Source organism: Sphingomonas sp. (assembly GCF_029239295.1).
Lineage (GTDB): Bacteria > Pseudomonadota > Alphaproteobacteria > Sphingomonadales > Sphingomonadaceae > Sphingomonas.
The window spans coordinates 259,423-279,036 of record NZ_JAQZBC010000002.1; the positions used below are offsets into that span (position 1 = coordinate 259,423).

General features: G+C 66.9%; 25 protein-coding genes. 10 read left to right on the plus strand and 15 right to left on the minus strand.

The annotated features are described in order from the left end of the window. Positions 1-54: 54 nt before the first annotated feature. From ruvB to K0S66_RS02845, 6 genes are all read right to left on the minus strand, one after another. Positions 55-1,077 carry a Holliday junction branch migration DNA helicase RuvB gene (gene ruvB, locus K0S66_RS02820; RefSeq protein ID WP_301073596.1) on the minus strand — a complete coding sequence of 341 codons (1,023 nt, stop codon included), beginning with the start codon at positions 1,075-1,077 and terminating at the stop codon, positions 55-57. After that, positions 1,074-1,814: a ParA family protein gene (locus K0S66_RS02825; RefSeq protein WP_301073597.1), complete on the minus strand. Its 741-nt coding sequence runs from the start codon at positions 1,812-1,814 to the stop codon at positions 1,074-1,076. The genes ruvB and K0S66_RS02825 overlap by 4 nt, the downstream gene beginning before the upstream one ends. After that, positions 1,811-2,407, minus strand: a complete 597-nt coding sequence (gene ruvA, locus K0S66_RS02830) for a Holliday junction branch migration protein RuvA (RefSeq protein WP_301073598.1) — start codon at positions 2,405-2,407, stop codon at positions 1,811-1,813. Before ruvA ends, K0S66_RS02825 begins: the two co-directional genes overlap by 4 nt. 63 nt (positions 2,408-2,470) lie before the next feature. Continuing rightward, complete coding sequence (ruvC, locus tag K0S66_RS02835) at positions 2,471-2,977, minus strand: crossover junction endodeoxyribonuclease RuvC (protein ID WP_301073599.1); 507 nt, start codon at positions 2,975-2,977, stop codon at positions 2,471-2,473. 10 nt (positions 2,978-2,987) lie between these two features. After that, positions 2,988-3,731: a YebC/PmpR family DNA-binding transcriptional regulator gene (locus K0S66_RS02840; RefSeq protein ID WP_301073600.1), complete on the minus strand. Its 744-nt coding sequence runs from the start codon at positions 3,729-3,731 to the stop codon at positions 2,988-2,990. Positions 3,732-3,781: 50 nt separating this feature from the next. Further along, positions 3,782-4,315 carry a DUF1003 domain-containing protein gene (locus K0S66_RS02845; protein WP_301073800.1) on the minus strand — a complete coding sequence of 178 codons (534 nt, stop codon included), beginning with the start codon at positions 4,313-4,315 and terminating at the stop codon, positions 3,782-3,784. Between the two features lie 112 nt (positions 4,316-4,427). Here K0S66_RS02845 and K0S66_RS02850 point away from each other — a divergent pair, with 112 nt between their 5' ends. Next, positions 4,428-5,885, plus strand: a complete 1,458-nt coding sequence (locus tag K0S66_RS02850; protein WP_301073601.1) for an ATP-binding protein — start codon at positions 4,428-4,430, stop codon at positions 5,883-5,885. 19 nt (positions 5,886-5,904) lie between these two features. Here K0S66_RS02850 and K0S66_RS02855 read toward each other — a convergent pair whose 3' ends face one another. The 4 genes from K0S66_RS02855 to K0S66_RS02870 form a co-directional block, all read right to left on the minus strand. Beyond that, on the minus strand, positions 5,905-6,327 hold the full coding sequence (locus K0S66_RS02855; RefSeq protein WP_301073602.1) for a hypothetical protein: 423 nt from the start codon (positions 6,325-6,327) through the stop codon (positions 5,905-5,907). A 47-nt stretch (positions 6,328-6,374) separates the two neighbouring features. After that, complete coding sequence (locus K0S66_RS02860) at positions 6,375-6,641, minus strand: DUF2312 domain-containing protein (RefSeq protein ID WP_125945112.1); 267 nt, start codon at positions 6,639-6,641, stop codon at positions 6,375-6,377. Between the two features lie 139 nt (positions 6,642-6,780). Continuing rightward, a complete protein-coding gene (locus K0S66_RS02865) occupies positions 6,781-8,118 on the minus strand; it encodes an amidohydrolase family protein (protein ID WP_301073603.1) in 1,338 nt (445 codons plus the stop codon). A gap of 122 nt (positions 8,119-8,240) precedes the next feature. Beyond that, a complete protein-coding gene (locus K0S66_RS02870) occupies positions 8,241-8,531 on the minus strand; it encodes a DUF1244 domain-containing protein (protein WP_301073604.1) in 291 nt (96 codons plus the stop codon). A gap of 72 nt (positions 8,532-8,603) precedes the next feature. Here K0S66_RS02870 and pyk point away from each other — a divergent pair, with 72 nt between their 5' ends. Then, on the plus strand, positions 8,604-10,058 hold the full coding sequence (pyk, locus tag K0S66_RS02875) for a pyruvate kinase (RefSeq protein WP_301073605.1): 1,455 nt from the start codon (positions 8,604-8,606) through the stop codon (positions 10,056-10,058). 75 nt (positions 10,059-10,133) lie between these two features. Here the strand turns inward: pyk and K0S66_RS02880 are convergent, their stop codons facing one another. Both K0S66_RS02880 and ykgO read right to left on the minus strand, forming a co-directional pair. Then, positions 10,134-10,745: an HAD family phosphatase gene (locus tag K0S66_RS02880; protein ID WP_301073606.1), complete on the minus strand. Its 612-nt coding sequence runs from the start codon at positions 10,743-10,745 to the stop codon at positions 10,134-10,136. 5 nt (positions 10,746-10,750) lie between these two features. Then, positions 10,751-10,876, minus strand: coding sequence for a type B 50S ribosomal protein L36 (ykgO, locus tag K0S66_RS02885; RefSeq protein ID WP_003046794.1), 126 nt, complete (start codon positions 10,874-10,876; stop codon positions 10,751-10,753). A 132-nt stretch (positions 10,877-11,008) separates the two neighbouring features. On the opposite strand from ykgO, the gene K0S66_RS02890 reads away from it, so the two are divergent. The 4 genes from K0S66_RS02890 to K0S66_RS02905 all read left to right on the plus strand — a co-directional run bounded on the left by K0S66_RS02890 (position 11,009) and on the right by K0S66_RS02905 (position 14,273). Then, positions 11,009-11,620, plus strand: a complete 612-nt coding sequence (locus K0S66_RS02890; protein WP_301073607.1) for a hypothetical protein — start codon at positions 11,009-11,011, stop codon at positions 11,618-11,620. Continuing rightward, entirely contained in the window at positions 11,617-12,726 is a 1,110-nt protein-coding gene (locus K0S66_RS02895) for a M14-type cytosolic carboxypeptidase (RefSeq protein ID WP_301073608.1), read from the plus strand. Before K0S66_RS02890 ends, K0S66_RS02895 begins: the two co-directional genes overlap by 4 nt. After that, positions 12,726-13,181: a GNAT family N-acetyltransferase gene (locus K0S66_RS02900; RefSeq protein WP_301073609.1), complete on the plus strand. Its 456-nt coding sequence runs from the start codon at positions 12,726-12,728 to the stop codon at positions 13,179-13,181. The genes K0S66_RS02895 and K0S66_RS02900 overlap by 1 nt, the downstream gene beginning before the upstream one ends. A 183-nt stretch (positions 13,182-13,364) precedes the next feature. After that, positions 13,365-14,273 (plus strand): MipA/OmpV family protein, encoded by a 909-nt coding sequence (locus K0S66_RS02905; protein ID WP_301073610.1) that lies wholly within the window; start codon positions 13,365-13,367, stop codon positions 14,271-14,273. A gap of 6 nt (positions 14,274-14,279) precedes the next feature. Here the strand turns inward: K0S66_RS02905 and K0S66_RS02910 are convergent, their stop codons facing one another. Beyond that, on the minus strand, positions 14,280-15,050 hold the full coding sequence (locus K0S66_RS02910; protein WP_301073612.1) for a hypothetical protein: 771 nt from the start codon (positions 15,048-15,050) through the stop codon (positions 14,280-14,282). Between the two features lie 160 nt (positions 15,051-15,210). On the opposite strand from K0S66_RS02910, the gene K0S66_RS02915 reads away from it, so the two are divergent. The 4 genes from K0S66_RS02915 to K0S66_RS02930 all read left to right on the plus strand — a co-directional run bounded on the left by K0S66_RS02915 (position 15,211) and on the right by K0S66_RS02930 (position 17,597). Beyond that, positions 15,211-16,092 (plus strand): dienelactone hydrolase family protein, encoded by an 882-nt coding sequence (locus K0S66_RS02915; protein WP_301073613.1) that lies wholly within the window; start codon positions 15,211-15,213, stop codon positions 16,090-16,092. A gap of 70 nt (positions 16,093-16,162) precedes the next feature. Continuing rightward, complete coding sequence (locus K0S66_RS02920) at positions 16,163-16,396, plus strand: glutathione S-transferase N-terminal domain-containing protein (protein ID WP_301073614.1); 234 nt, start codon at positions 16,163-16,165, stop codon at positions 16,394-16,396. A 59-nt stretch (positions 16,397-16,455) separates the two neighbouring features. After that, on the plus strand, positions 16,456-16,752 hold the full coding sequence (locus tag K0S66_RS02925) for a hypothetical protein (RefSeq protein WP_301073615.1): 297 nt from the start codon (positions 16,456-16,458) through the stop codon (positions 16,750-16,752). A gap of 68 nt (positions 16,753-16,820) precedes the next feature. Then, positions 16,821-17,597, plus strand: coding sequence for an energy transducer TonB (locus K0S66_RS02930; protein WP_301073616.1), 777 nt, complete (start codon positions 16,821-16,823; stop codon positions 17,595-17,597). Between the two features lie 53 nt (positions 17,598-17,650). Here the strand turns inward: K0S66_RS02930 and K0S66_RS02935 are convergent, their stop codons facing one another. Together K0S66_RS02935 and K0S66_RS02940 are read right to left on the minus strand one after the other, a co-directional pair. Continuing rightward, complete coding sequence (locus K0S66_RS02935) at positions 17,651-18,085, minus strand: NUDIX domain-containing protein (RefSeq protein WP_301073617.1); 435 nt, start codon at positions 18,083-18,085, stop codon at positions 17,651-17,653. Between the two features lie 39 nt (positions 18,086-18,124). Continuing rightward, a complete protein-coding gene (locus K0S66_RS02940; RefSeq protein WP_301073618.1) occupies positions 18,125-19,570 on the minus strand; it encodes a DEAD/DEAH box helicase in 1,446 nt (481 codons plus the stop codon). Between the last annotated feature and the right edge of the window lie 44 nt (positions 19,571-19,614).

Sequence of the window (19,614 nt, forward strand, 5' to 3'; positions counted from 1 at the left end):
ATGGTCCTCTTGCTGTTGAAAGAACAAACGCCGCCGTCGGCCGACGGCTCCCGCTTAATCGAACAATCCGTCCTGGCTCCCGGCCGGCGGATTGAGCCCCAGGTGTTTCCACCCGCCCGCGTTCAGCATCCGTCCACGCGCTGTGCGGGCCACCAGGCCGAGCTGGATCAGATAGGGCTCGATCACTTCCTCGATCGTGTCGCGTGGTTCGGACAGCCCAGCCGCCAGCGTCTCCACGCCTACCGGGCCGCCACGATAGATGTCCGCGATCATCGTCAGGTAGCGGCGATCCATCGCGTCGAGACCCATGCTGTCGACCTCAAGCCGGTTCAGCGCGCGATCGGCAGCAACTGCATCGACCTCCACCACACCCGCGACATTGGCGAAATCGCGCACCCGGCGCAGCAAGCGGCCGGAAATGCGCGGCGTCCCGCGGGACCGGCGCGCGATCTCCGCCGCTCCGTCAGGTGCGATGTGCAGATCCAGCAGCGCCGCCGCCCGGGTGACGACCCGCGTCAGTTCCTCCACCGTGTAGAATTGCAGTCGGATCGGGATGCCGAACCGATCGCGCAGCGGCGTCGTCAGCAGCCCCTGCCGCGTCGTCGCGCCTACCAGCGTGAAGCGCGGGAGGTCGATCCGGACGCTGCGCGCCGACGGCCCCTCCCCGATCATCAGATCGAGCGCGCGATCCTCCATCGCGGGGTACAGCACTTCCTCCACCGCCGGCTGCAGCCGGTGAATCTCGTCGATGAACAGCACGTCGCCGTCCTCGAGATTGGTCAGCAGTGCGGCGAGATCGCCCGACTTGGCGATCACCGGGCCTGACGTCGCGCGGAAACCCACCCCCATCTCACGCGCCACGATTTGCGCCAGCGTCGTCTTGCCCAACCCGGGCGGGCCGAAGAACAGTACATGGTCCAGCGCATCGCCGCGCGATTTCGCCGCCTCGATGAACACCCGCAGATTGTCGCGCGCCGCCGCCTGGCCGACAAATTCGTCCAGCCGCTTGGGGCGCAGCGCCGCATCGGCATCCTCGACGCGGCGCGCGGGTGTGATCAGGCGATCGCTATCGGTCATCGGATCTCCGATAGCGTAGTTTCGATCCGGCGCCACAGGTCGGATATCGCCTCGACGCCAATCGAGCCACGCGGCGCATAGGCGCCCAGCGGGGCACGACGCTCGGTCATCGCCTCGAACGCGCTGGTCATCGGGATGACTGGCCAGTCAGGATGCTGCTGCAATGCCTCGCGATGGACCGCGCGGCGCCGATCAACCATCGAGAATACCGGCGCCAGCGTCACCTTTGGCCCCTTCTTGCCCGCCACATGGGCGGCGATCGTATCAAGCGCGCGGCGCGACAGCGCCGAGGGGATCACCGGCACCACCACAAGGTCGGCCGCACGCATGATCTGGTCCGACGTGTCGGTCAGCCCCGGCGGGCAATCGATGATGATACGGTCATAATCGCCCGCCACGTCTTCGACGAGACGCGCCAGCCGCCGTTTCTTGTCGATGGCATGAAAGGCGATGTCGAGCGTGCGCAACGAGGGGTCGGCCGGCAGCAGATCGAGCCGATCGATCGCAGTAGGCCGGATCAGCCGACGCGGATCGATCTCGCGCCGGATAGCGGCACCAGCCTCGCGCCCCTGCCCGTCATAGCCCAGGATCCACGTTGCCGCGGCCTGCCCATCCAGATCCCACAACAAGGTGCGCCGCGCCGACAGAGTCGCTGCTGCCCAAGCCAGATTGACCGCCAGCGTCGTCTTCCCGACGCCTCCTTTCAGGCTGTAGACCGCGACCGCGCGGCCGGTCACTTCGCCGCCTTGCGCAGCGCCAGCCGGACGAGTGCGTCCAGCGTGGCGCCCGTGCCCAGATCCTCCTCGGCCGCGGCCACCGCGGCAGCTGCCTCTGCCGGGCGGAAACCCAGGTTGAGCATCGCCGATACCGCATCCGCCGCCGCGCCTACCGGCATCGCCTGCGCCGCCGTGCCCGGCCCGAGCACGATGCCGCCGGCCTTGTCCTTCAGCTCGCGCACGATCCGGTCAGCGAGCTTCGGGCCGACACCATTCGCGCGCGCCACCATCGCCTTGTCCTGCGCCGCGACGGCGCGGTTGAGCTCGGCGGGCTCCAGCGCCGACAGGATCGCCAGCGCGACCCGTGCGCCGACGCCCTGAACGCCGGTGAGCAGCCGAAACCAGTCACGCTCCTCGGCATTGGCAAAGCCGACCAGTCGCTGGAAATCTTCGCCGACGAGCATTTCGGTGTGGATGTGGACCGCCTCGCCCACAGGGCCGAGCGCCGCCAGCGTGCGCGACGACGCACCGACCAGATAGCCGACACCGCCGACTTCGATCACAGCCGAATCCGCGCTCGTGGCGGCGAGGATACCCTTCAGATACGCGATCACCGATGCTGGTCCCTCATGCCGGGTTGATCCGTAGCGCCTTGGCCGGGGCGGGCCAACTCCCGGTTAGCTACCGGCCTGCAGTCGACGCATCATGCCGGCCGCGCTGGCACGGTGATGCGCGTGGCAGATCGCCACCGCCAGCGCATCGGCGGCGTCTGGCCCGGCGACCTTGGCGCCGGGCAACAACACCCCCATCATTGCCTGGATCTGCCGTTTTTCCGCGCCGCCGGTGCCCACCACCGCCTTCTTGACCGTGGACGGATGATATTCGCCGATGTCGAGCCCGGCACCAGCAGCGGCGAGCAGCACCACGCCCCGCGCCTGCCCCAGCTTCAGCGTCGATTGCGCGTTGGTGTTGCCCAATACCTCTTCCGCCGCCGCGCTGTCGGGCCGTTCGGTGCGGATGACATCGATCAGCGCCGCGTAGAGGTTCGCAAGCCGGCGCGGCAGCGGCATGGAGGGATCGGTGCGGATCTGCCCGTTGGCAATGTGCCGCAGTCGATTGCCCTCCGCTGCGATCACCCCCCAGCCGGTGGTGCCAAGCCCCGGGTCGAGGCCAAGGATGATCATCGCCGGGCCATCAGCCCAGCTTCGCCATCACCTCGTCGGACACTTCGTAATTGCCCCACACCTGTTGGACGTCGTCGTCGTCGTCGAGCGCGTCGATCAGCTTGAACAACGTCGCCGCATCGCCTTCGTCAACCGCGACCATGGTCTGCGGCCGCCATGCGAGCTTCGCGCTCTCCGCCTCGCCCAGCACTGGCTCCAGCGCCTTGGCGACTTCGTGGAGATCGCCCTGCGCGGTCCAGATCTCGTGGCCATCCTCGCTCGACGTCACGTCCTCGGCGCCTGCTTCCAGCGCGGCCTCGAACACCTTGTCGGCGTCGCCCGCACTCGCCGGATAGTTGATCAGCCCCATGCGATCGAACGCGTGGCTGACCGAACCCGACGCGCCAAGGTTGCCGCCGTTCTTGCTCACCGCGGTGCGTACGTTGGTGGCGGTGCGGTTACGATTGTCGCTCAGTGCCTCGATGATCAGGCTAACGCCGCCAGGGCCAAAGCCCTCGTAGCGGATTTCCTCGTAATTCTCCGCATCGCTGCGGCTCGCCTTGTCGATCGCCCGCTGGATATTGTCCTTGGGCATCGACTGCGCCTTGGCCGCATTCACAGCGGCGCGCAGGCGTGGATTCATGTCCGGATCAGGTAATCCCATCTTTGCCGCGACGGTGATTTCGCGGGAAAGCTTCGAGAACATGCCCGAACGCTTCTTATCCTGTGCACCCTTGCGGTGCATGATGTTCTTGAACTTGGAATGACCTGCCATGTGCGGGCCTCTAGCGAAGGTTGGGCGCCCTGCTCAAGTCGCTGCGCTCATCAGGAGGCGCGTTTTTCCAGGAACAGCGCCTCGATCCGTTCCAGCCGCACGATCACATCTTGGTCCATCTTGCGGTGGAGCCGCAGAATCTCGAGTTCCGCGCGTAGATTCGTCTCGTAATCCAGCGCCGCGGTCAGCCGGTCCTTCGCTGCCTGTCGGTTCTGGCTCATCATGATGACTGGCGCCTGCACCGCAGCCAGCGTCGACAGCATCAGGTTGAGGAAGATGTAGGGATAGGGATCGAATACCAGACCGATCCGCCCCAGCACGTTGCTGTTGAGCACCATCCAGCCCAGCAGCACCGCGGTGAAGACGATGATGAAGCCCCACGAGCCGCCGATCTCCGCGACTCGGTCGGCCAGTCGCTCGCCAAAGGTCGCTTGCTCCTCGGCGACATCGGACGCATCGCGCACACCGGTCGTGCCGGACGCGATCGCCGACAGGACGCGCTGCTCCTCTTCGTCCAGCGCCTCCAGCGGCTTGCCCAGCAGATGGCGCGCTAGTTCCTCGATATCCGCCCGGTGCCCCTGCATTCCCTCTGCTCGTGCCGTGCCTGCCTTGGCTAGCTGCCGGGCGACCCCTGCAATATCCGCAATGCGCGCAAACGTCTTGCCCCGCATGGCCGGTTTCGGCCAAACGCGCGGCATGACGATAGCGGTGGACATGGGCGCCGATGCCTCGGGCGCGCCGGTCCTGATCGACCTAGAGGAATTGCTGGCTACCCGGTTGCTCGTGCAGGGCAATTCCGGATCAGGAAAATCGCACCTGCTGCGCCGCCTGCTGGAGCGGTCGGCCGGGCAGGTGCAACAAGTGGTGATCGATCCGGAAGGCGATTTCGTCACGCTCGGCCCCGCGTACGGCCACGTGGTGATCGAGGCGACGGACTATTCGGAGCGCGAGATCGCGCGAATCGCCGGCCGCCTGCGCGAACACCGCGCTTCGGTGGTGCTCAGCCTGGAGGGGCTGGAGGCCGAGGGGCAGATGCGCTGCGCCGCGACCTTCCTGTCGGCCATGTTCGATGCGCCGCGCGAACATTGGTATCCCGCGCTGGTCGTGGTCGACGAGGCGCAGCTGTTCGCCCCCACCACGGGCGGAGAAGTGGCAGAGGAGGTGCGCCGCGCCTCGCTATCGGCGATGACGAACCTCATGTGCCGCGGCCGCAAACGTGGCCTCGCCGGGGTCATTGCGACTCAGCGGCTGGCGAAGCTTGCCAAGAACGTCGCGGCTGAAGCGTCGAACTTCCTCATGGGGCGCACCTTCCTCGACATCGACATGGCGCGCGCTGCCGACCTGCTCGGCATGGAACGCCGGCAGGCCGAATCGATCCGCGATCTGCCGCGCGGCACCTTTCTCGCGCTCGGCCCCGCGGTCTGCCGCCGTCCCAAGACGGTGAAGATCGGCGCAGTGGAAACCAGCGCCCGCAGCGGCAGCCCCAAGCTGACGCCGCTCCCCTCGGCACCGCCGGCGGATCTTCAGGAACTGATTTTTGCCCCGCCAGAGCCGGAGGCCGCACCCCAGCTGCCGATGGCGTTCGAGGCACGCCCGCGCCGCGTGCCGGCGGATGAGATCATCGCCGACATGGCGCGCCCAGCGCCGCTGCCGCCAGAACCCGAACGCAGCGAGGAGGAAGTGGCGCGGATCATCGCCGACGTACTGCGCGCGATCGTCGAGGATGCCGACGCGATCGGTCGTCCGGCCTCGATGCTGTTCCAGGATTTCCAGGTGCGCTGCCGGATGCAGGGCCTGACGCGCTCAGGCGTCGATCTTGGCGATTTCTCGCGTCGCCTGTCGTGCGCACGCGCCGGCATCTTCGATATCGCCGATCCCGACTGGGCCGAGGTGATCGCGCTGGCCGGCACGCTTCAGGACGAGATGGTTGGTCCGTTCCTGCTGGTGGCGAAGGCCGCGCGCGAGGGAGCCCCGTGCCCCAGCGACGCTGCGCTCGCCGAAACCTATGGCACGTCCTCGCTCGGCCGCGTGCGCCGGCTGATGGGTTATATCGAGAGCCGCGACCTCATCGTCACCCGCACTGATTTGTCGGGGAAACGGTCGATCACCATCGCCCGGCTGGGCTGGACGACGGCGCCGGCGGAGGCTGCCTAGCCTCTGCCGAGACGTTCGGTCAGCGCTCCTCGCAGCGGATCCGGTTCTTGGCCATGCTGACCTCCGCCTGTTCCCCCGGCGCGGCATCGGTGCTGGCGGCATGATCGCCGACGGTCATCTCGAACACGGCGGGGCCGCTGATCCTGCAGCCCACGCGCCCCGCGCTCAGCTTGCACGCATCGGCGAAGCGCGCGGGATCGCCAATCAGGGCCGGGTCATCCGGCGAGCTCAGTTGCATGCCGACCATCGTCGACCCACCGAACAGTGCCACGCCCAGCCCCTTCAGCGCACGCGCCTCAAAAGCCGGCTTGCCGCTCGGCTGGCTGACCGGCTTCATCGCGTGCTGCGCCGCCATGCGGGCGCAAAATCCTGCCGCGGGATCGACGACGGGTGCCGCCGCGGCAGGCAGCAGAAGCGACAGGGCAAGAATGAGGGTCTTCATGCCGGCCGCCTCTGCCCGGATAGTGTGACGTTCTCGAGCCGTGCGGCTCAGAGCATGCCCAGCGCCTGCATGTAGGTTTCGAGGATCATTTCCTCTTCCTGATATTCTTCGCGCTTCTTCTTGCGGATTGACATGATCTTCTTGATCGCTTTCGGGTCGTATCCGCGGCTCTTGGCCTCGGCGAACACGTCCTTGATGTCGTCGGCGATGCCCTTCTTTTCTTCTTCCAGCCGCTCGGCACGCTCGATCAGCAGGCGCAGCTCGTCCGCCGCCACCTGACCGCCGCCCATGCCCTCGCCGCGTTCTTCAGCCATCTTGAAAACCCCATAAGTGAAGCACCGCCGCTCCACCCGCGAATCGCGTGTGGGGCGGCGGCGCAATTGCCGTACTATCGGTTGCGGCCGCGGCTCCTATGGGAAGCCGCCGCCCCAATCAAATCGAAATCGGCAAACGCTATTCGGCGAGCGGCTTGGCGACTGCGCCCTTGCGCATCACGAAGCGGACGCGCTCCAGCTGGCGCACGTCAGATAGCGGCGAGGCGTCGACAGCGATGATGTCGGCCTGCTTGCCGGGCTCGATTGTGCCGATCACATTGCCCTGCCCCAGCACCTCTGCCGCGGTGACGGTGGCGCTGCGGATCGCGTCCGACGGGGTCATGCCGACCTTCTCTACCAGCAAGGCGAATTCCTGGGCATTGTCCCCATGCTTGGAAACGCCGCTGTCGGTGCCGAAAGCGAACTTCACGCCCGCCTTGTACGCGCGGCGATGGCTTTCCTGCATCGCCGCGGCGGCGGCCTCGGCCTTGGGAATCGTTGCTGGCGGCAGCGCGCCTGCGCGCGCCTGCGCTACGGCGGCCACCGGCGCTATCTCAGTCGGCACCAGGTACGCGCCCGTCTTCTTGAACTCTGCGATCGCCTCGTCGTCGATGAAGCTGCCGTGCTCGATCGAATCGACGCCTGCCGCCAGCGCTGCCTTAGTGCCCTCGGCGGCATGGCTGTGCGCCGCGACCTTGCGGCCCAGATTGTGCGCCGTATCGACGATCGCCTTCATCTCTTCGGGAGTGAAAGCACGACCAAGCCCGCCCGACACGTTCGAGAGCACGCCGCCGGTCGCCGTGATCTTGATCACCTGCGCGCCGAGGCCGATCTGCCGCCGCGTCGCGCGCACGCAATCCGACGGACCGTCGCAGGTATTCTCCACCGTTTCCTTCACCGCATGGGCGAACGGCTCAGCGAGGCCGTTGAGCGGATCGCCATGACCCCCGGTCACCGAAATGGCGGTGCCCGCGTTAACGATCGTCGGGCCGGCCACGTCGCCGCGATCAACAGCATCGCGCAGCGCACGAATGCTGCGCGGCTCGCCGCCCAGGTCACGGACGGTGGTGAAGCCCGCGTTCAGCGTCGCCTTCGCATTGCCCGCGCCATAGAGCACGTCGTCCGCGCCCTCGGTGTTGAGTGCGGTCAGGCGCGCCCGCATCGGATCGCCGCCAATGCCGATCAGGTGAACGTGAAGGTCGATCAGCCCGGGCAGGACGAACTTGTCGTTCAGCGCCACCAGCTTCGCGCCGCCCTCCGGCGGGACGAAGCCGTCGCGCACTTCGACGATCTTGCCATCGCGCACGATGATGGTGCTGTTGCCGCGCGGTGCCTGACCCGGGCGGTCGAGCAGCGCGCCGGCATGGATATAGGTCACCGTAGGTGCGACGGCAGGTGCCTGACCAGCCGGTCCGGTCTGCGCCATTGCCGGCATGCTGACGGCCGCCAGCAGCGCGGCCGCGATCATCTTCTTCATCGTTCCCCTACCCCCCTTGGCGCCGGTTCGTACCCGACGCATTGTTTGACGCGGCAGGCGGTAGAAGAAACAACCCGTGCCCGACAAGCAGGCACGAGCAGGAAAATTACGTCAAACGCGGATCAGGCGTTCTTTGCCACGCTTTCTTCCATGCGGCGCAGCTGCTCGGGCGTTGCCTCCTGCTGATGCTCGGCCTTCCACTGCGCATAGGGCATGCCGTAGATCGCCTCGCGCGCCTGATCCTTGGGCAGTCCGCCCGCCTCACCGATCCAGTCCGACAGACAATTGCGACAGAAACCCGCGAGCCCCATCAAGTCGACATTCTGCGCATCGCTTCGATGCCGCAGATGGCGTACCAGTCGGCGAAAGGCCGCAGCGGCGGCGGCATCGTCGATCGCGTCGATCGGATCCATTGTCTTCTCCACAGTTGATCACGACGAGATAGAGGCTAGTGCATCGCGCGGCAAAGCGGAGTAACCGTTTACATGACACGATCGATCATTCTTCGCAGCCGTCAGGTCCGCGTACTCGCGACGCTCGGCCCGGCGAGCAACACGCCCGACATGATCGCGAAGCTGTTCCTCGCGGGTGCGGATGCCTTTCGCGTCAACATGAGCCACGGCGATCAGGCGTCCAAGGTGGAGGTGATCCAGGCGATCCGCGCCCTGGAGAAACGCTATGGCCGTCCGACGACGATCCTCGCCGATCTTCAGGGGCCAAAGCTGCGCGTCGGGCGCTTTGCCGCCGGGCGGGTCGATCTGGCGCATGGCGCGACCTTTGTTCTCGACCGCGATCCGACGCCGGGAGACGCCACCCGCGTCGAACTGCCGCATCGGGAGATCTTCGCCGCAGTGGAGCCCGGCGCACGCCTGCTGCTTGATGATGGGAAGCTGGTCCTGCGCGTCGTCGATCATGAGCCTGACCGGATCATCACCAATGTCGAAATCGGCGGCCCGCTCAGCAACAACAAGGGGCTGAACGTGCCGGACGTGGTGCTGCCGATGGCGGCGCTGACCGACAAGGATCGCTCCGATCTCGCCTTCGCCATCGAGCAGGGAGTTGATTGGATCGCGCTGTCATTCGTCCAGCGACCGGAGGATCTGGCGGAGGCGCGCAAGCTGATCGGTGGCCGCGCGGCGCTGATGGCCAAGATCGAGAAACCGGCGGCGATCGATCGGTTGAATGAAATTGTGGAGCTGTGCGACGGCGTCATGGTCGCGCGCGGCGACCTGGGCGTTGAGCTGCCCCCGCAGGCCGTGCCGCCGCTACAGAAGCGGATCGTGGAAACTGCCCGCCGGCTGGGTCGCCCGGTCGTGGTGGCAACCCAGATGCTCGAATCGATGATCAAGTCGCCCTCGCCGACCCGGGCCGAGGTGTCGGACGTCGCCACCGCGGTGTACGACGGCGCCGACGCGATCATGCTCTCGGCCGAAAGCGCCGCGGGTGACTGGCCGGTCGAATCGGTGGCAATGATGGACGCCATCGGCACCTCGGTCGAACGCGATCCGATGCACGGCGATCGGGTTCGCTTCACCGAAACCCGCCCCGACCCGACGACAGCCGACGCGCTGGCGGAGGCGGCGAAGAATATCGCGATCACGATTTCGGCAAAGGCGATCATCTGCTTCACCACCTCGGGCTCCACCGCGCGGCGTGTGGCGCGTGAGCGGCCGTCGATCCCGCTGCTGGTACTGACCCCCCGGATGGAAACCGCGCGTCGCCTGGGCATGTTGTGGGGGGCGCATGCCGTTCACACGCGCGACGTCGATTCGTTCGAGGAAATGGTCGCCAAATCGAAGCGGATGGCGCTGCGCCACGGGCTTGCCAATGCGGGTGACCGGGTGATCATCATGGCCGGCGTGCCCTTCCGCACGCCGGGCGCCACCAATGTGCTTCACGTCGTGAGCATCATCGGCGACGAATTGCACAGCCACAAGTGACGCCGGTTGGGGGCGCACCTGATCGATCCGGCGAGTCGCCGGTTGCTCAGGCGGCGCGGCCGCGCCGTGCGGGAGTCAGGCGAGCAGCCCCTGCTGCTTCAGGTCGGCGCGCAAGGCGGCGGCATCGTTGAACAGCACCGAATGCATGCCGACGGCCGCGGCGGCATCGACATTGTCCTGCCGGTCGTCGACGAACAGCGCCTCGCCCGGCGCAAGGCCAAAACGCTTCAGCGCCAGATGGTAGATCTCCACATCCGGCTTCACCAATTTCTCCGCGCCGGACACCACGATGTCGCGGAAACGGTCGAACATCGCCGCCTCGCGTTCTCGGAACGGCGTGAAGAATTCGTCGCTGAAATTGGTAATCGCGAACAACGGTATGCCCGCCGCGTCCAGATCGCTGACCAGTTCCGGCATGCCGGATATCGGCCCGGGAATCTGCTCCGAGAAGCGCGGCCCCCATTGGGCGATCAGATCGGCATGGTCCGGGAATTTCGCGCACAGCTCCGCGGACGTCTCGGCGAACGGACGGCCGGCGTCATGCTGGAAATGCCACTCCTTGGAGCAGACATCACGCAGAAATACGTCCAGCGCCTCATCATCGGTGATGAGGCGCCGGTAGAGGACCTTGGGGTCCCAATCGTACAGGACGTTGCCGATGTCGAAGACAACGGCAATCGGCCGCATTCGAATCAGCCCTGGCGGGCCTTGAAGCGGCGATTCGTCTTGTTGATCACATAGGTCCGGCCGCGACGACGGATGACGCGGTTGTCACGATGGCGGTCCTTGAGCGACTTCAGGCTGTTGCGGATCTTCATGGCGGATTCGCTTCTTTAAATGGGCGTGTCTGGAAAGCGTGGCCGCCTAGGGCGTACCCCCTTGCAAGTCAAGCCGGAGCCGGGGATCACGCGAGGCGTTGTAGCAGCGTAACGACAGTGGGGAGAACGCAATTGCGCAGAATAACGATCGTGACAGGACTGGCACTGGGGCTTTCCGCCACTCTGGCGGGCTGCGCCACCGGCCCGTCGCGCTTCCCCGTCCAGGCGACCCGATTCCACTTCGACGCAATGGCTGATCGCGGCACGATCGCGGTGGAGCCGCTGACCGGCAGCGGCACCGCCAGCATCGAATACAAGACCTATGCCGCCGCGGTGCAGACCGAATTGCTGCGCCTCGGCTATACCAATCCGGCGCCGGGCCAGACGCCGCAGTTCCTGGCGACCGTCTCCTTCAGCCGCGCGCCAGGCGTGCTTCCCCCGCGCCAATCGCCGGTGTCGATCGGTCTGGGCGGTGGCGGCATCAGCGGCGGGCGCGGCGGCGGCGTTGGCCTCGGGGGCGGCGTCAGCTTCCCGGTCGGCGGCAGCGGCGCGCGCGAGGGGATCGTCACCGAATTGTCGGTGCGCATCCGCCGTGGTCCCGATGCCTTGTGGGAAGGACAGGCGCAGTCGCTGACTGACCTCACCGCCCCCGAATCGGATACGCCGGCGATTGCGGCCCGGCTCGCCCGCGCGCTCTTCACCGGCTTTCCCGGCGACAGCGGGCGCACTATCGAGGTGCCATGACCCTCAGCATCAACGCCGCCTTTGACAGCGGCAACATCCGTCTGGTCGAGATTCAGGGCGACCGTGTCGACCTGGAGATCGTCCGCGACAACGACTCCGATTTCTACCAGTGGTTCTACTTCCGCGTCGCGGGTGCGGCCGGCCGCCGGTTGACGTTCCGCATCCTGAACGCGGGTGGCTCTGCCTATCCGTTCGGCTGGCCCGGCTATCGCACCCGCGCCTCCACCGACCGGCAGACCTGGCGGACGGTGGACACGCGCTACGCCGATGGCGTGCTGGAATTCGACTGGGCCGGCGGCGGCCAAGTCGTCTGGTTCGCCTATTTCGCACCCTATACGATGGAACGCCACGCCGATCTGGTCGCGCGAATCGCAGCGAGGCCCGGCGTCACCCATCGCGAACTGGGCACGACGCTTGATGGCCAGGCGATCGATTATTTTCGCCTCGGCACCGGCCGGACGCAGGTGTGGCTCTACGCCCGCCAGCACCCCGGCGAATCGATGGCCGAATATTGGATGGACGGTGCGCTGGACTGGCTGACCAGCCCTGCGGCCGAGCGGCTGCTAACCGCCGCGACGGTGCACGTTGTGCCCAACATGAACCCGGACGGCACTCGCCGGGGCCATTTGCGCACCAATGCGGCGGGGGTGAACCTCAACCGTGAATGGCACGCCCCGTCGCTGGAGCGGAGCCCGGAAGTGTACCACGTCCGGGCTGCGATGGACGAAACCGGCGTCGATTTCGCGATGGACGTCCACGGCGACGAGGCGATTCCTGCCAATTTCATCGCCGGCTTCGAAGGCATCCCTTCACTGAAGCCCGAACAGGGCGACGCCTTCGTGGAGTTCGGCCGCCGCCTGGCAGCGCACACGCCGGACTTCCAGACCGAGCTCGGCTATGATCGCGCACAGCCCGGCCGCGCCAATCTGTCGCTGTCGACCAATCAGCTGGCCGAGCGGTTCGGCGCGGTCAGCATAACGCTGGAAATGCCGTTCAAGGATCATGATGCAAATCCCGATTCCGACCACGCCTGGTCACCCGAGCGGTCGGCCCGGCTCGGCGTCTCCTGCCTCGAGGTGCTGACCGACATGGTCGCGGCGCAGTGATGGAATTGCGTGAGGGCGGGCTGGATGATCCGCGTGTCCTCGCGCTGGTGGCGCACCATCAGGGTGAGGCGCGCGCCACCACCCCATCCGAAAACGCTCATGCGATGAACGTCGATGGCCTGCGGGCCCGCGACATCAGCTTTTGGGGATTGTGGGAGAGCGAGGAACTGCTTGGCATCGCCGCGCTCCGCGCCCTGTCGAGCGATCATGGCGAGATCAAATCGATGCGCACCGCGCCCACGCATCTGCGGCGCGGAGTGGCGCGCACGCTGCTGGCGCATCTGATCGCGCTGGCCCGTACCCGTGGCTATACTAGGGTCAGCCTGGAAACCGGCACCGCACCGATGTTCACCGCCGCCAACCGGATGTACGAGGCGGCCGGCTTCGTGGATGGGCCAGCATTCGGCGACTATCCCGAAAGCCTCCACAACCGCTTCATGACGCTGCCGCTCTAACCTTGGGGCGCTGCCTCGCCTGCTGAACACGCCCTCCGCAGACCAACGCTGAATACCGGCACCTTTGGGCATGATGATCAGCGGTTGCCTTTATGCTGCGGCCATTTAGTTTGCGCACAACTTACCTTCGCTCTTTCCGCCGGTGCTCCGGCGGCCGGTTGGCGACTAGTCAAAGGTTCATCGATGCGCTCATCCTCCGCCGCCGCGGCGCTTGTCCTAGGGGCCACGTTCCTGGCCCTGCCGATGTCCGTTCAGGCCCAGGCGCCGGTCCAGACCCCGCCGATCGTCCAGGTGCCGCCACCCGACGTATCGGCCGGCCGGCCGGCCGATACGCTGCCCGGTCGGCCGCCGACCCTTCCGGGCGCCGACGGCTGGAGCATGACGATCGGCGTCGCGCCTGTGATCAGCCCGGTGTGGCAGGGATCGCGCGACACCGCGCTGTCGCTCTTCCCGGACATCCGCTTCAACTACAAGGACGTGATCTTCGCCTCGATCCCCGAGGGGTTGGGCTGGAATGCGGTGAACAGCGACGGCTGGCGTGCCGGCCCGCTGGCCAAGATCCGCTTCGGGCGGGACGAAGAACGCGGCGGATCGCCCTTCCTCATCACCGGCGGCAGCGATGCCCTGCTCGGTCTGGGCGATGTCAGCGCCGCGGCCGAACTGGGTGGCTTCGCCGAAAAGCGCATCGGCCCCTGGCGCGGCCGGGTCGAGGCGCGGCGCGGCTTCGGCGGTCATGAAGGCGTGCTGGTCGACGGATCGGTCGCGTACCAGGCGCGGCTTGGCCGCACGATCCTCAGCTTCGGCCCACGCGCGACGGTCGCCAGCAAGGATTATATGCGCACCTATTTCGGGATTGATCCGGTGCAATCGCAGCGCTCCGGCCTCGCGCCGTATCGCCCGGGTGGCGGCCTGCTGTCCTTTGGCGTGGGCAGCTCGGTCATCCACCCGCTCGACCGCCGAAGCGTCCTGACCTTGTTCAGCGGGCTCGATCGGCTCGGCGGCGAACCGGGCGATTCGCCTTTGGTGCGAGAGCGCGGCCGGCGGATGCAATTCACGCTGGGCCTTGGCTACGGCTTCCGCTTCGGCCTGTAGCACCGATCAGCGGGTGCGTCGTGCGCCCGCGATCGCTCCGCCGATAATCAGTACAGCGGCGACGGCCACACCGCCGGCGACCAGCGACGATTGCTGCCCGCCCGCCGCGAAGATTGCCGACAACGCCCACAGGAACACCGCGGCGTAGGGCAGGTTGCCGCGCCCGCGCACCAGCGCCGTGGCGCCGATCGCGCCCGCCACGACGACGATGATCGCGCCGATCACCGGGGCCGATTCGCCCGCCTCCACGCCATGGTAGCGCAGTGCCGCAGCGATATTCACCGTCGTCGCCACCGTCAGCCACGCCGCCAGCGCGCATAGCGGCAGATAGGCCAGCCAGCGCTCGCCAGTGCTCAACTGGGCAAAGGAAAGCGTGCGATAACAAATCAGCAGGCACAGCAGCGTGGCGGCGATGATCACCACGGAAATCACGCTCAACCCGTAAACCTGGGTGTAGGCTGCCCACAGCGCATTGCCCAGGAATGCCCCGGCCGCCGGCCAGCGCAGCCGGTCGATCAGCGCGTTGTTCCGCTGCGCCGGCAATGCCTGGTAGATCGCGAACAGCGTCGATCCGGTGTACAACGCCCCCCAGATCGAGAACGCCCAGCCGGCCGGCGTGATGATCGTGCGGACCGAGTCCGACTGCGATCCGATCGGCTCGCCAATGCCCAGCGCCGGCATCAGCGGCGTCAGGATCTGTAGCGCGGCGGCGATCAGCACGGCGATCGTTGCCGGATTGACGGCGCTCGAAGCACCGGGATGAATGCGGGTAGCCATGCGCCCGTAACGATCTCGCTGCGGACTCGTTGCACGAGCGATCCGGTTTGCCGGGCGGCGCATGACCCGTGTCCCCCACGGCGGCGCCCCGCCCTCGCCTAACCCTCTGCTACCCGCTAGCCTCGGGGCCGCGGCGACCGGCGCCGATTCGGGGAAAGCCATGACTGATCCGTCCCTTCGCGACCGTGCCGTGCAATTGTACGATGCCTTCACCCATGAGCATCGGGACCGGCGCACCTTGTTGCGGCAGATGACGGCGCTCGCGGGTTCGGCGGTCGCTGCAGAGGCGTTGATCACGGGGATCGCCGCCTCGCCCGCCGCCGCGACGATCATCGACCCCGCCGATCCGCGCTTGATGACGGAAATGCGCACCGGCACGCAGGCCGGAAAGCCAGCGCGCGCCTATGTCGCCATGCTCAAGGATACGGGAAAGGCGCCGAAGCGCGGCGTCGTGCTGGTCATCCACGAAAATCGCGGGCTGACGCCGCATATCCAGGATGTCACCCGTCGCCTTGCGCTCGATGGCTTCCTGGCGGTCGCGCCCGATCTGCTCGCCCCGCAGGGTGGCACGCCCGCGGACGAGGACAAGGCGCGCGAACTGATCGGCACCGTCGATTATGATCTGGCGCTCGCACAGGCCCGCGCCTTTGCCGATGAATTGCGCACACTGCCGCAGTCATCCGGCAAGGTCGGCATGATCGGGTTCTGCTGGGGCGGCGCCTTCGTCAACCGTATGGCAGTGGCCGGCGGGATCGACGCTGGCGTCTCCTATTACGGCCCGGCACCTGCGCCAGCGGAGGCCACGCGCGTGTCGGCCCCGCTGCTGCTGCAATATGCCGAAAAGGACACGCGCGTCGCCCAGACCGGTGAGCCATGGATCGCCGCGCTGAAGGCCGCGGGCAAGCCGTTTCAGGCCTTCACCTACCCGGGCGTCGATCATGCGTTCAACAACGACACCTCGGCGGCGCGCTACGACAAGGCGACGGCCGACCTTGCGTGGCAACGCAGTACCGCCTTCCTGCATCGCTACCTCGATCGCTGAGGCACGTCGCACGCACAAGGGCTGACAGCCGTCGCGGCTGATCTGATCTTCTACACCAACCCGATGTCGCGTGGGTGGATCGTTCGCTGGGGATGCTGGAGGAATTGGGCCGCCCTATGGGGTGTGGCTGGTCGATCTGAGGGACAAGCCTGCGCACCTGCTGGCGGCGAATCCGATGGGGAAAGTGCCAACGATCGTCCACCACGGCCGGGTGGCGAGCGAGACGGCAGCGATCATCGTCTGTCTGGCGGAAAGCTTCCTCGCCGCCGGGTTCGCACCAACCGAGGTCGAGCGCGTGGACTAGCACCGCTGGCTGTTCTTCGCCGCCGGTCCGATCGAAGCCACAAGCACGAATCTGGCGCTGTGCGTCAGCGCACCGAGCAACAGCAGATCATGCTCGGCTATGGCAGCATGGATCTTGGGGTACCGACGCTTCGTGCCGCCGTCAGCGCGCATGATTGTATCGCCGGCTGCTGCTTCAGCGCCGCCGATGTCTATGTCGGCAGCCAGATCGGCTGGGGATGCCCAATCGGGGTCCTGGCCGCCGACGGTGGTTTCGCCCGCTCTCTCGATCGCGTGACGACCCGTGGCGCTGCGGTTCGGGCGCGGGAAAAGAACGATGTGCTCGCCGGCGAGATCGCCGCCACGCGCAACGGCTAGCCAGCAGCCGTTCAGCGGGCCCGTGCGTTACGTCGCGCATGGCCTATGGCACGATCGATCGGCAAAGGGTGACGCGTGAGCGCCTGATCGGCGCCGCGGCCGCGATCGTCGTGCAACTGCTCGTCGGCTATGCGTTGATCACTGGCCTTGCCGTCTCTTTCCCGGCCGCGGTCGAAAACAGCCTGAAACTGTTCACCGCCGTGCCCGCCCCGCCCCCGCCGCCGCCACCACCGTCCGTGCCGCCGCCGCGGGCCACCGCTGAACGGCCAGAGGGGCGCGCCTCGCCCCCCAATCTGCGCAGCCGCGCCTCGCCGGTCGCGGCGCCGACGCCGATCGTCGTCACGCCCCCGCCCCCGCCCCCGGTAATCGCAGCGCCGCGCCCTTATGTCGCGAATGACCCCATGTCCGGATCAGCCGATGTGCGCGGTCCGGGGACCGGCGCAGGGGGCGTCGGCGACGGGTTTGGCAGCGGCGGCGCGGGGGACGGCGATGGCAGCGGCGGTGGTTCTCCCGAAACACCGCCGCGCTTCCTGCGCGGCCGGATGAGTACGTCTGATCTGCCGGAAGCGCTGTTCGTCTCTGGTTTCTCGGGCACGGTTGGCGTTCGCTATCTGGTGGCCACCGACGGGCGCGTGCGCGATTGTGTCGTCACGCGGTCCAGCGGCAACGCCAGCGTTGATGCGATCACCTGCCGGCTGATCCGCGAGCGGTTCCGCTTCCGCCCCTCGCTCGACGACCGCGGGCGCCCGGTAAATGCCTGGATCGTCGAAAATCATAGTTGGGAGGTGGAGGCCGACACGATCGACGAGATGGAAACCGTCCGACGCCGTCCGCGCTTGTGGTAGCGCCCGCCGATCACCCCCGCACCGCTCACCCCGGCGGCCTCAAATCGGCAGGCTCACCATGTGCCCATGCCGTGTCGCCCGGCGAGATGCTCGTCGATCCGGCGGCGGGTGGCCGGCGAAGTAGTCGCCGGCCGCGCATCGACGGTGAACCATCCGGCTTCGGCAATCTCACGCGGATCGGCTGCCCGCAGGATCGCGGGATCGCGCACCTCGCATCGATAGACGACGACATGGTCGTCCTTTGCTTCGGAGCGATTGTGATAGACGCCGAGCAACCCGGCGAGCGTGACGTCGATCAGGCCGACCTCTTCCGCCAGTTCGCGCCGGATCGCTGCGTCGGCGCTTTCCCGCCGGTCAACGCCGCCGCCGGGCAGATACCATCCCTCGATATAATGGTGGCGGACCAGTGCGATCCGGCCGGTTGGATCAAGCACCAGTGCGCGGACGCCAAAGGTCCGCGGTCGCACGATCCGGGAATAAAGCCGCATGGCGCGCCCGGCAGCCCGGTAGCGCCAAGCCACCACGCGTCAGGACCCCAGAGAGACGCTCAGGAAGGCCGGAATCGGGCCGTTCCACGCCGAGTCTGACCCATTGTCGTGCTCGGCGCGGCCATCCTGACGCTGCGGCGCCGGGCGGCGAGGCCGCTCCTGCTCGCGCTCAGGGCGCGGGGCGCGAGCGGTCGGCGCCTCGACGGCGCGCTGCGGTGCACGCGCGACAGGTGCCTCAACCTCACGCTGGGGCGCACCCGCCACCGGAGCTTCGGCCTCGCGCACCGGCGCCCGCCGATCATCGCGGCCGCTGTCGTCGGCGTGGCGCCGCGAACGCGACGGCTTGCTACGCTCTTCGCCCTCGACCACCACTTCGCGCCGCTGGATTTTTTGACCCGTGAGCTTCTCGATGTTCTCGATATTCTCGGCGTCGTCGGGTCCGACAAGCGTGTAGGCGATGCCCGTTGCGCCACCACGACCGGTGCGTCCGATGCGATGGACGTAATCGTCCGGATGCCATGGCGCGTCGAAGTTGAAGACGTGGCTCACGCCCTTGATGTCCAGCCCGCGGGCGGCGACGTCCGACGCCACCAGGATGCTGATATCGCCGGCCTTGAACCGCTCAAGCTCGGCAACGCGCGCCGGCTGCTCCATGTCGCCATGGATCTCGCCTGACGCAAATCCATGCTGTTTCAGGCTCTTGTTCAGTTCACGAACCGTCGTCTTGCGATTGCAGAAGACGATCGCGTTGGTCACCGCTTCCTCACGCAGCAACTGACGCAGCACTGCTCGCTTGTCGGACGACGATCCCTTCACCGGCACCACCCACTGGGCGATGTTGATGTTGGTCGTCGCCGGACGGGCAACTTCGATCGTCTTGGGGTTGGACAGGAACTTGTCCGCCAGCTTTTTGATCGGCGGCGGCATCGTGGCGGAGAACAGCAGCGTCTGGCGCTGCTTGGGCAGCTTGGTGCAGATTTCCTCGATATCGGGAATGAACCCCATGTCGAGCATCCGGTCCGCCTCGTCGATCACCAGCATGCTGCAGCCGTTGAGCAGGATCTTGCCACGGCTGAAAAGGTCCATCAGGCGGCCCGGCGTCGCGATCAGCACGTCGACCCCGCGCTCCAGCGCCTTTACCTGATCGCCCATCTGCACGCCGCCGATCAGCAGCGCCATCGATAGCTTGTGATACTTGCCGTAGATCTCGAAATTCTCGGCGACCTGCGCCGCCAGTTCGCGCGTCGGCTCGAGGATCAGGCTGCGCGGCATCAGCGCGCGGGCGCGACCATGCGCCAGGATGTCGATCATCGGCAGCACGAACGATGCGGTCTTGCCGGTGCCGGTCTGGGCGACGCCGATGATGTCGCGCATCATCAACACGCTGGGAATGGCAGACGCCTGGATCGGAGTCGGGTCGGTATAGCCCGTGTCACCGACGGCGCGGAGGAGTTCTTCTGATAAGCCGAGGTCGGCGAAGCTCATGGCAATCCTGAAAAGAAGGCGCGTAAATGCTGCCCTTTTATCGT

Bases quoted from the DNA above. Each gene is read 5' to 3' on its own strand.
- ruvB (WP_301073596.1), bottom strand. From the start codon at position 1,077: ATGACCGATAGCGATCGCCTGATCACACCCGCGCGCCGCGTCGAGGAT.
- ruvC (WP_301073599.1), bottom strand. From the start codon at position 2,977: ATGATCATCCTTGGCCTCGACCCGGGGCTTGGCACCACCGGCTGGGGG.
- K0S66_RS02840 (WP_301073600.1), bottom strand. From the start codon at position 3,731: ATGGCAGGTCATTCCAAGTTCAAGAACATCATGCACCGCAAGGGTGCA.
- K0S66_RS02845 (WP_301073800.1), bottom strand. From the start codon at position 4,315: ATGCAGGGGCACCGGGCGGATATCGAGGAACTAGCGCGCCATCTGCTG.
- K0S66_RS02850 (WP_301073601.1), top strand. From the start codon at position 4,428: ATGACGATAGCGGTGGACATGGGCGCCGATGCCTCGGGCGCGCCGGTC.
- K0S66_RS02855 (WP_301073602.1), bottom strand. From the start codon at position 6,327: ATGAAGACCCTCATTCTTGCCCTGTCGCTTCTGCTGCCTGCCGCGGCG.
- K0S66_RS02860 (WP_125945112.1), bottom strand. From the start codon at position 6,641: ATGGCTGAAGAACGCGGCGAGGGCATGGGCGGCGGTCAGGTGGCGGCG.
- K0S66_RS02865 (WP_301073603.1), bottom strand. From the start codon at position 8,118: ATGAAGAAGATGATCGCGGCCGCGCTGCTGGCGGCCGTCAGCATGCCG.
- K0S66_RS02870 (WP_301073604.1), bottom strand. From the start codon at position 8,531: ATGGATCCGATCGACGCGATCGACGATGCCGCCGCCGCTGCGGCCTTT.
- pyk (WP_301073605.1), top strand. From the start codon at position 8,604: ATGACACGATCGATCATTCTTCGCAGCCGTCAGGTCCGCGTACTCGCG.
- K0S66_RS02880 (WP_301073606.1), bottom strand. From the start codon at position 10,745: ATGCGGCCGATTGCCGTTGTCTTCGACATCGGCAACGTCCTGTACGAT.
- ykgO (WP_003046794.1), bottom strand. From the start codon at position 10,876: ATGAAGATCCGCAACAGCCTGAAGTCGCTCAAGGACCGCCATCGTGAC.
- K0S66_RS02895 (WP_301073608.1), top strand. From the start codon at position 11,617: ATGACCCTCAGCATCAACGCCGCCTTTGACAGCGGCAACATCCGTCTG.
- K0S66_RS02900 (WP_301073609.1), top strand. From the start codon at position 12,726: ATGGAATTGCGTGAGGGCGGGCTGGATGATCCGCGTGTCCTCGCGCTG.
- K0S66_RS02905 (WP_301073610.1), top strand. From the start codon at position 13,365: ATGCGCTCATCCTCCGCCGCCGCGGCGCTTGTCCTAGGGGCCACGTTC.
- K0S66_RS02910 (WP_301073612.1), bottom strand. From the start codon at position 15,050: ATGGCTACCCGCATTCATCCCGGTGCTTCGAGCGCCGTCAATCCGGCA.
- K0S66_RS02915 (WP_301073613.1), top strand. From the start codon at position 15,211: ATGACTGATCCGTCCCTTCGCGACCGTGCCGTGCAATTGTACGATGCC.
- K0S66_RS02935 (WP_301073617.1), bottom strand. From the start codon at position 18,085: ATGCGGCTTTATTCCCGGATCGTGCGACCGCGGACCTTTGGCGTCCGC.
- K0S66_RS02940 (WP_301073618.1), bottom strand. From the start codon at position 19,570: ATGAGCTTCGCCGACCTCGGCTTATCAGAAGAACTCCTCCGCGCCGTC.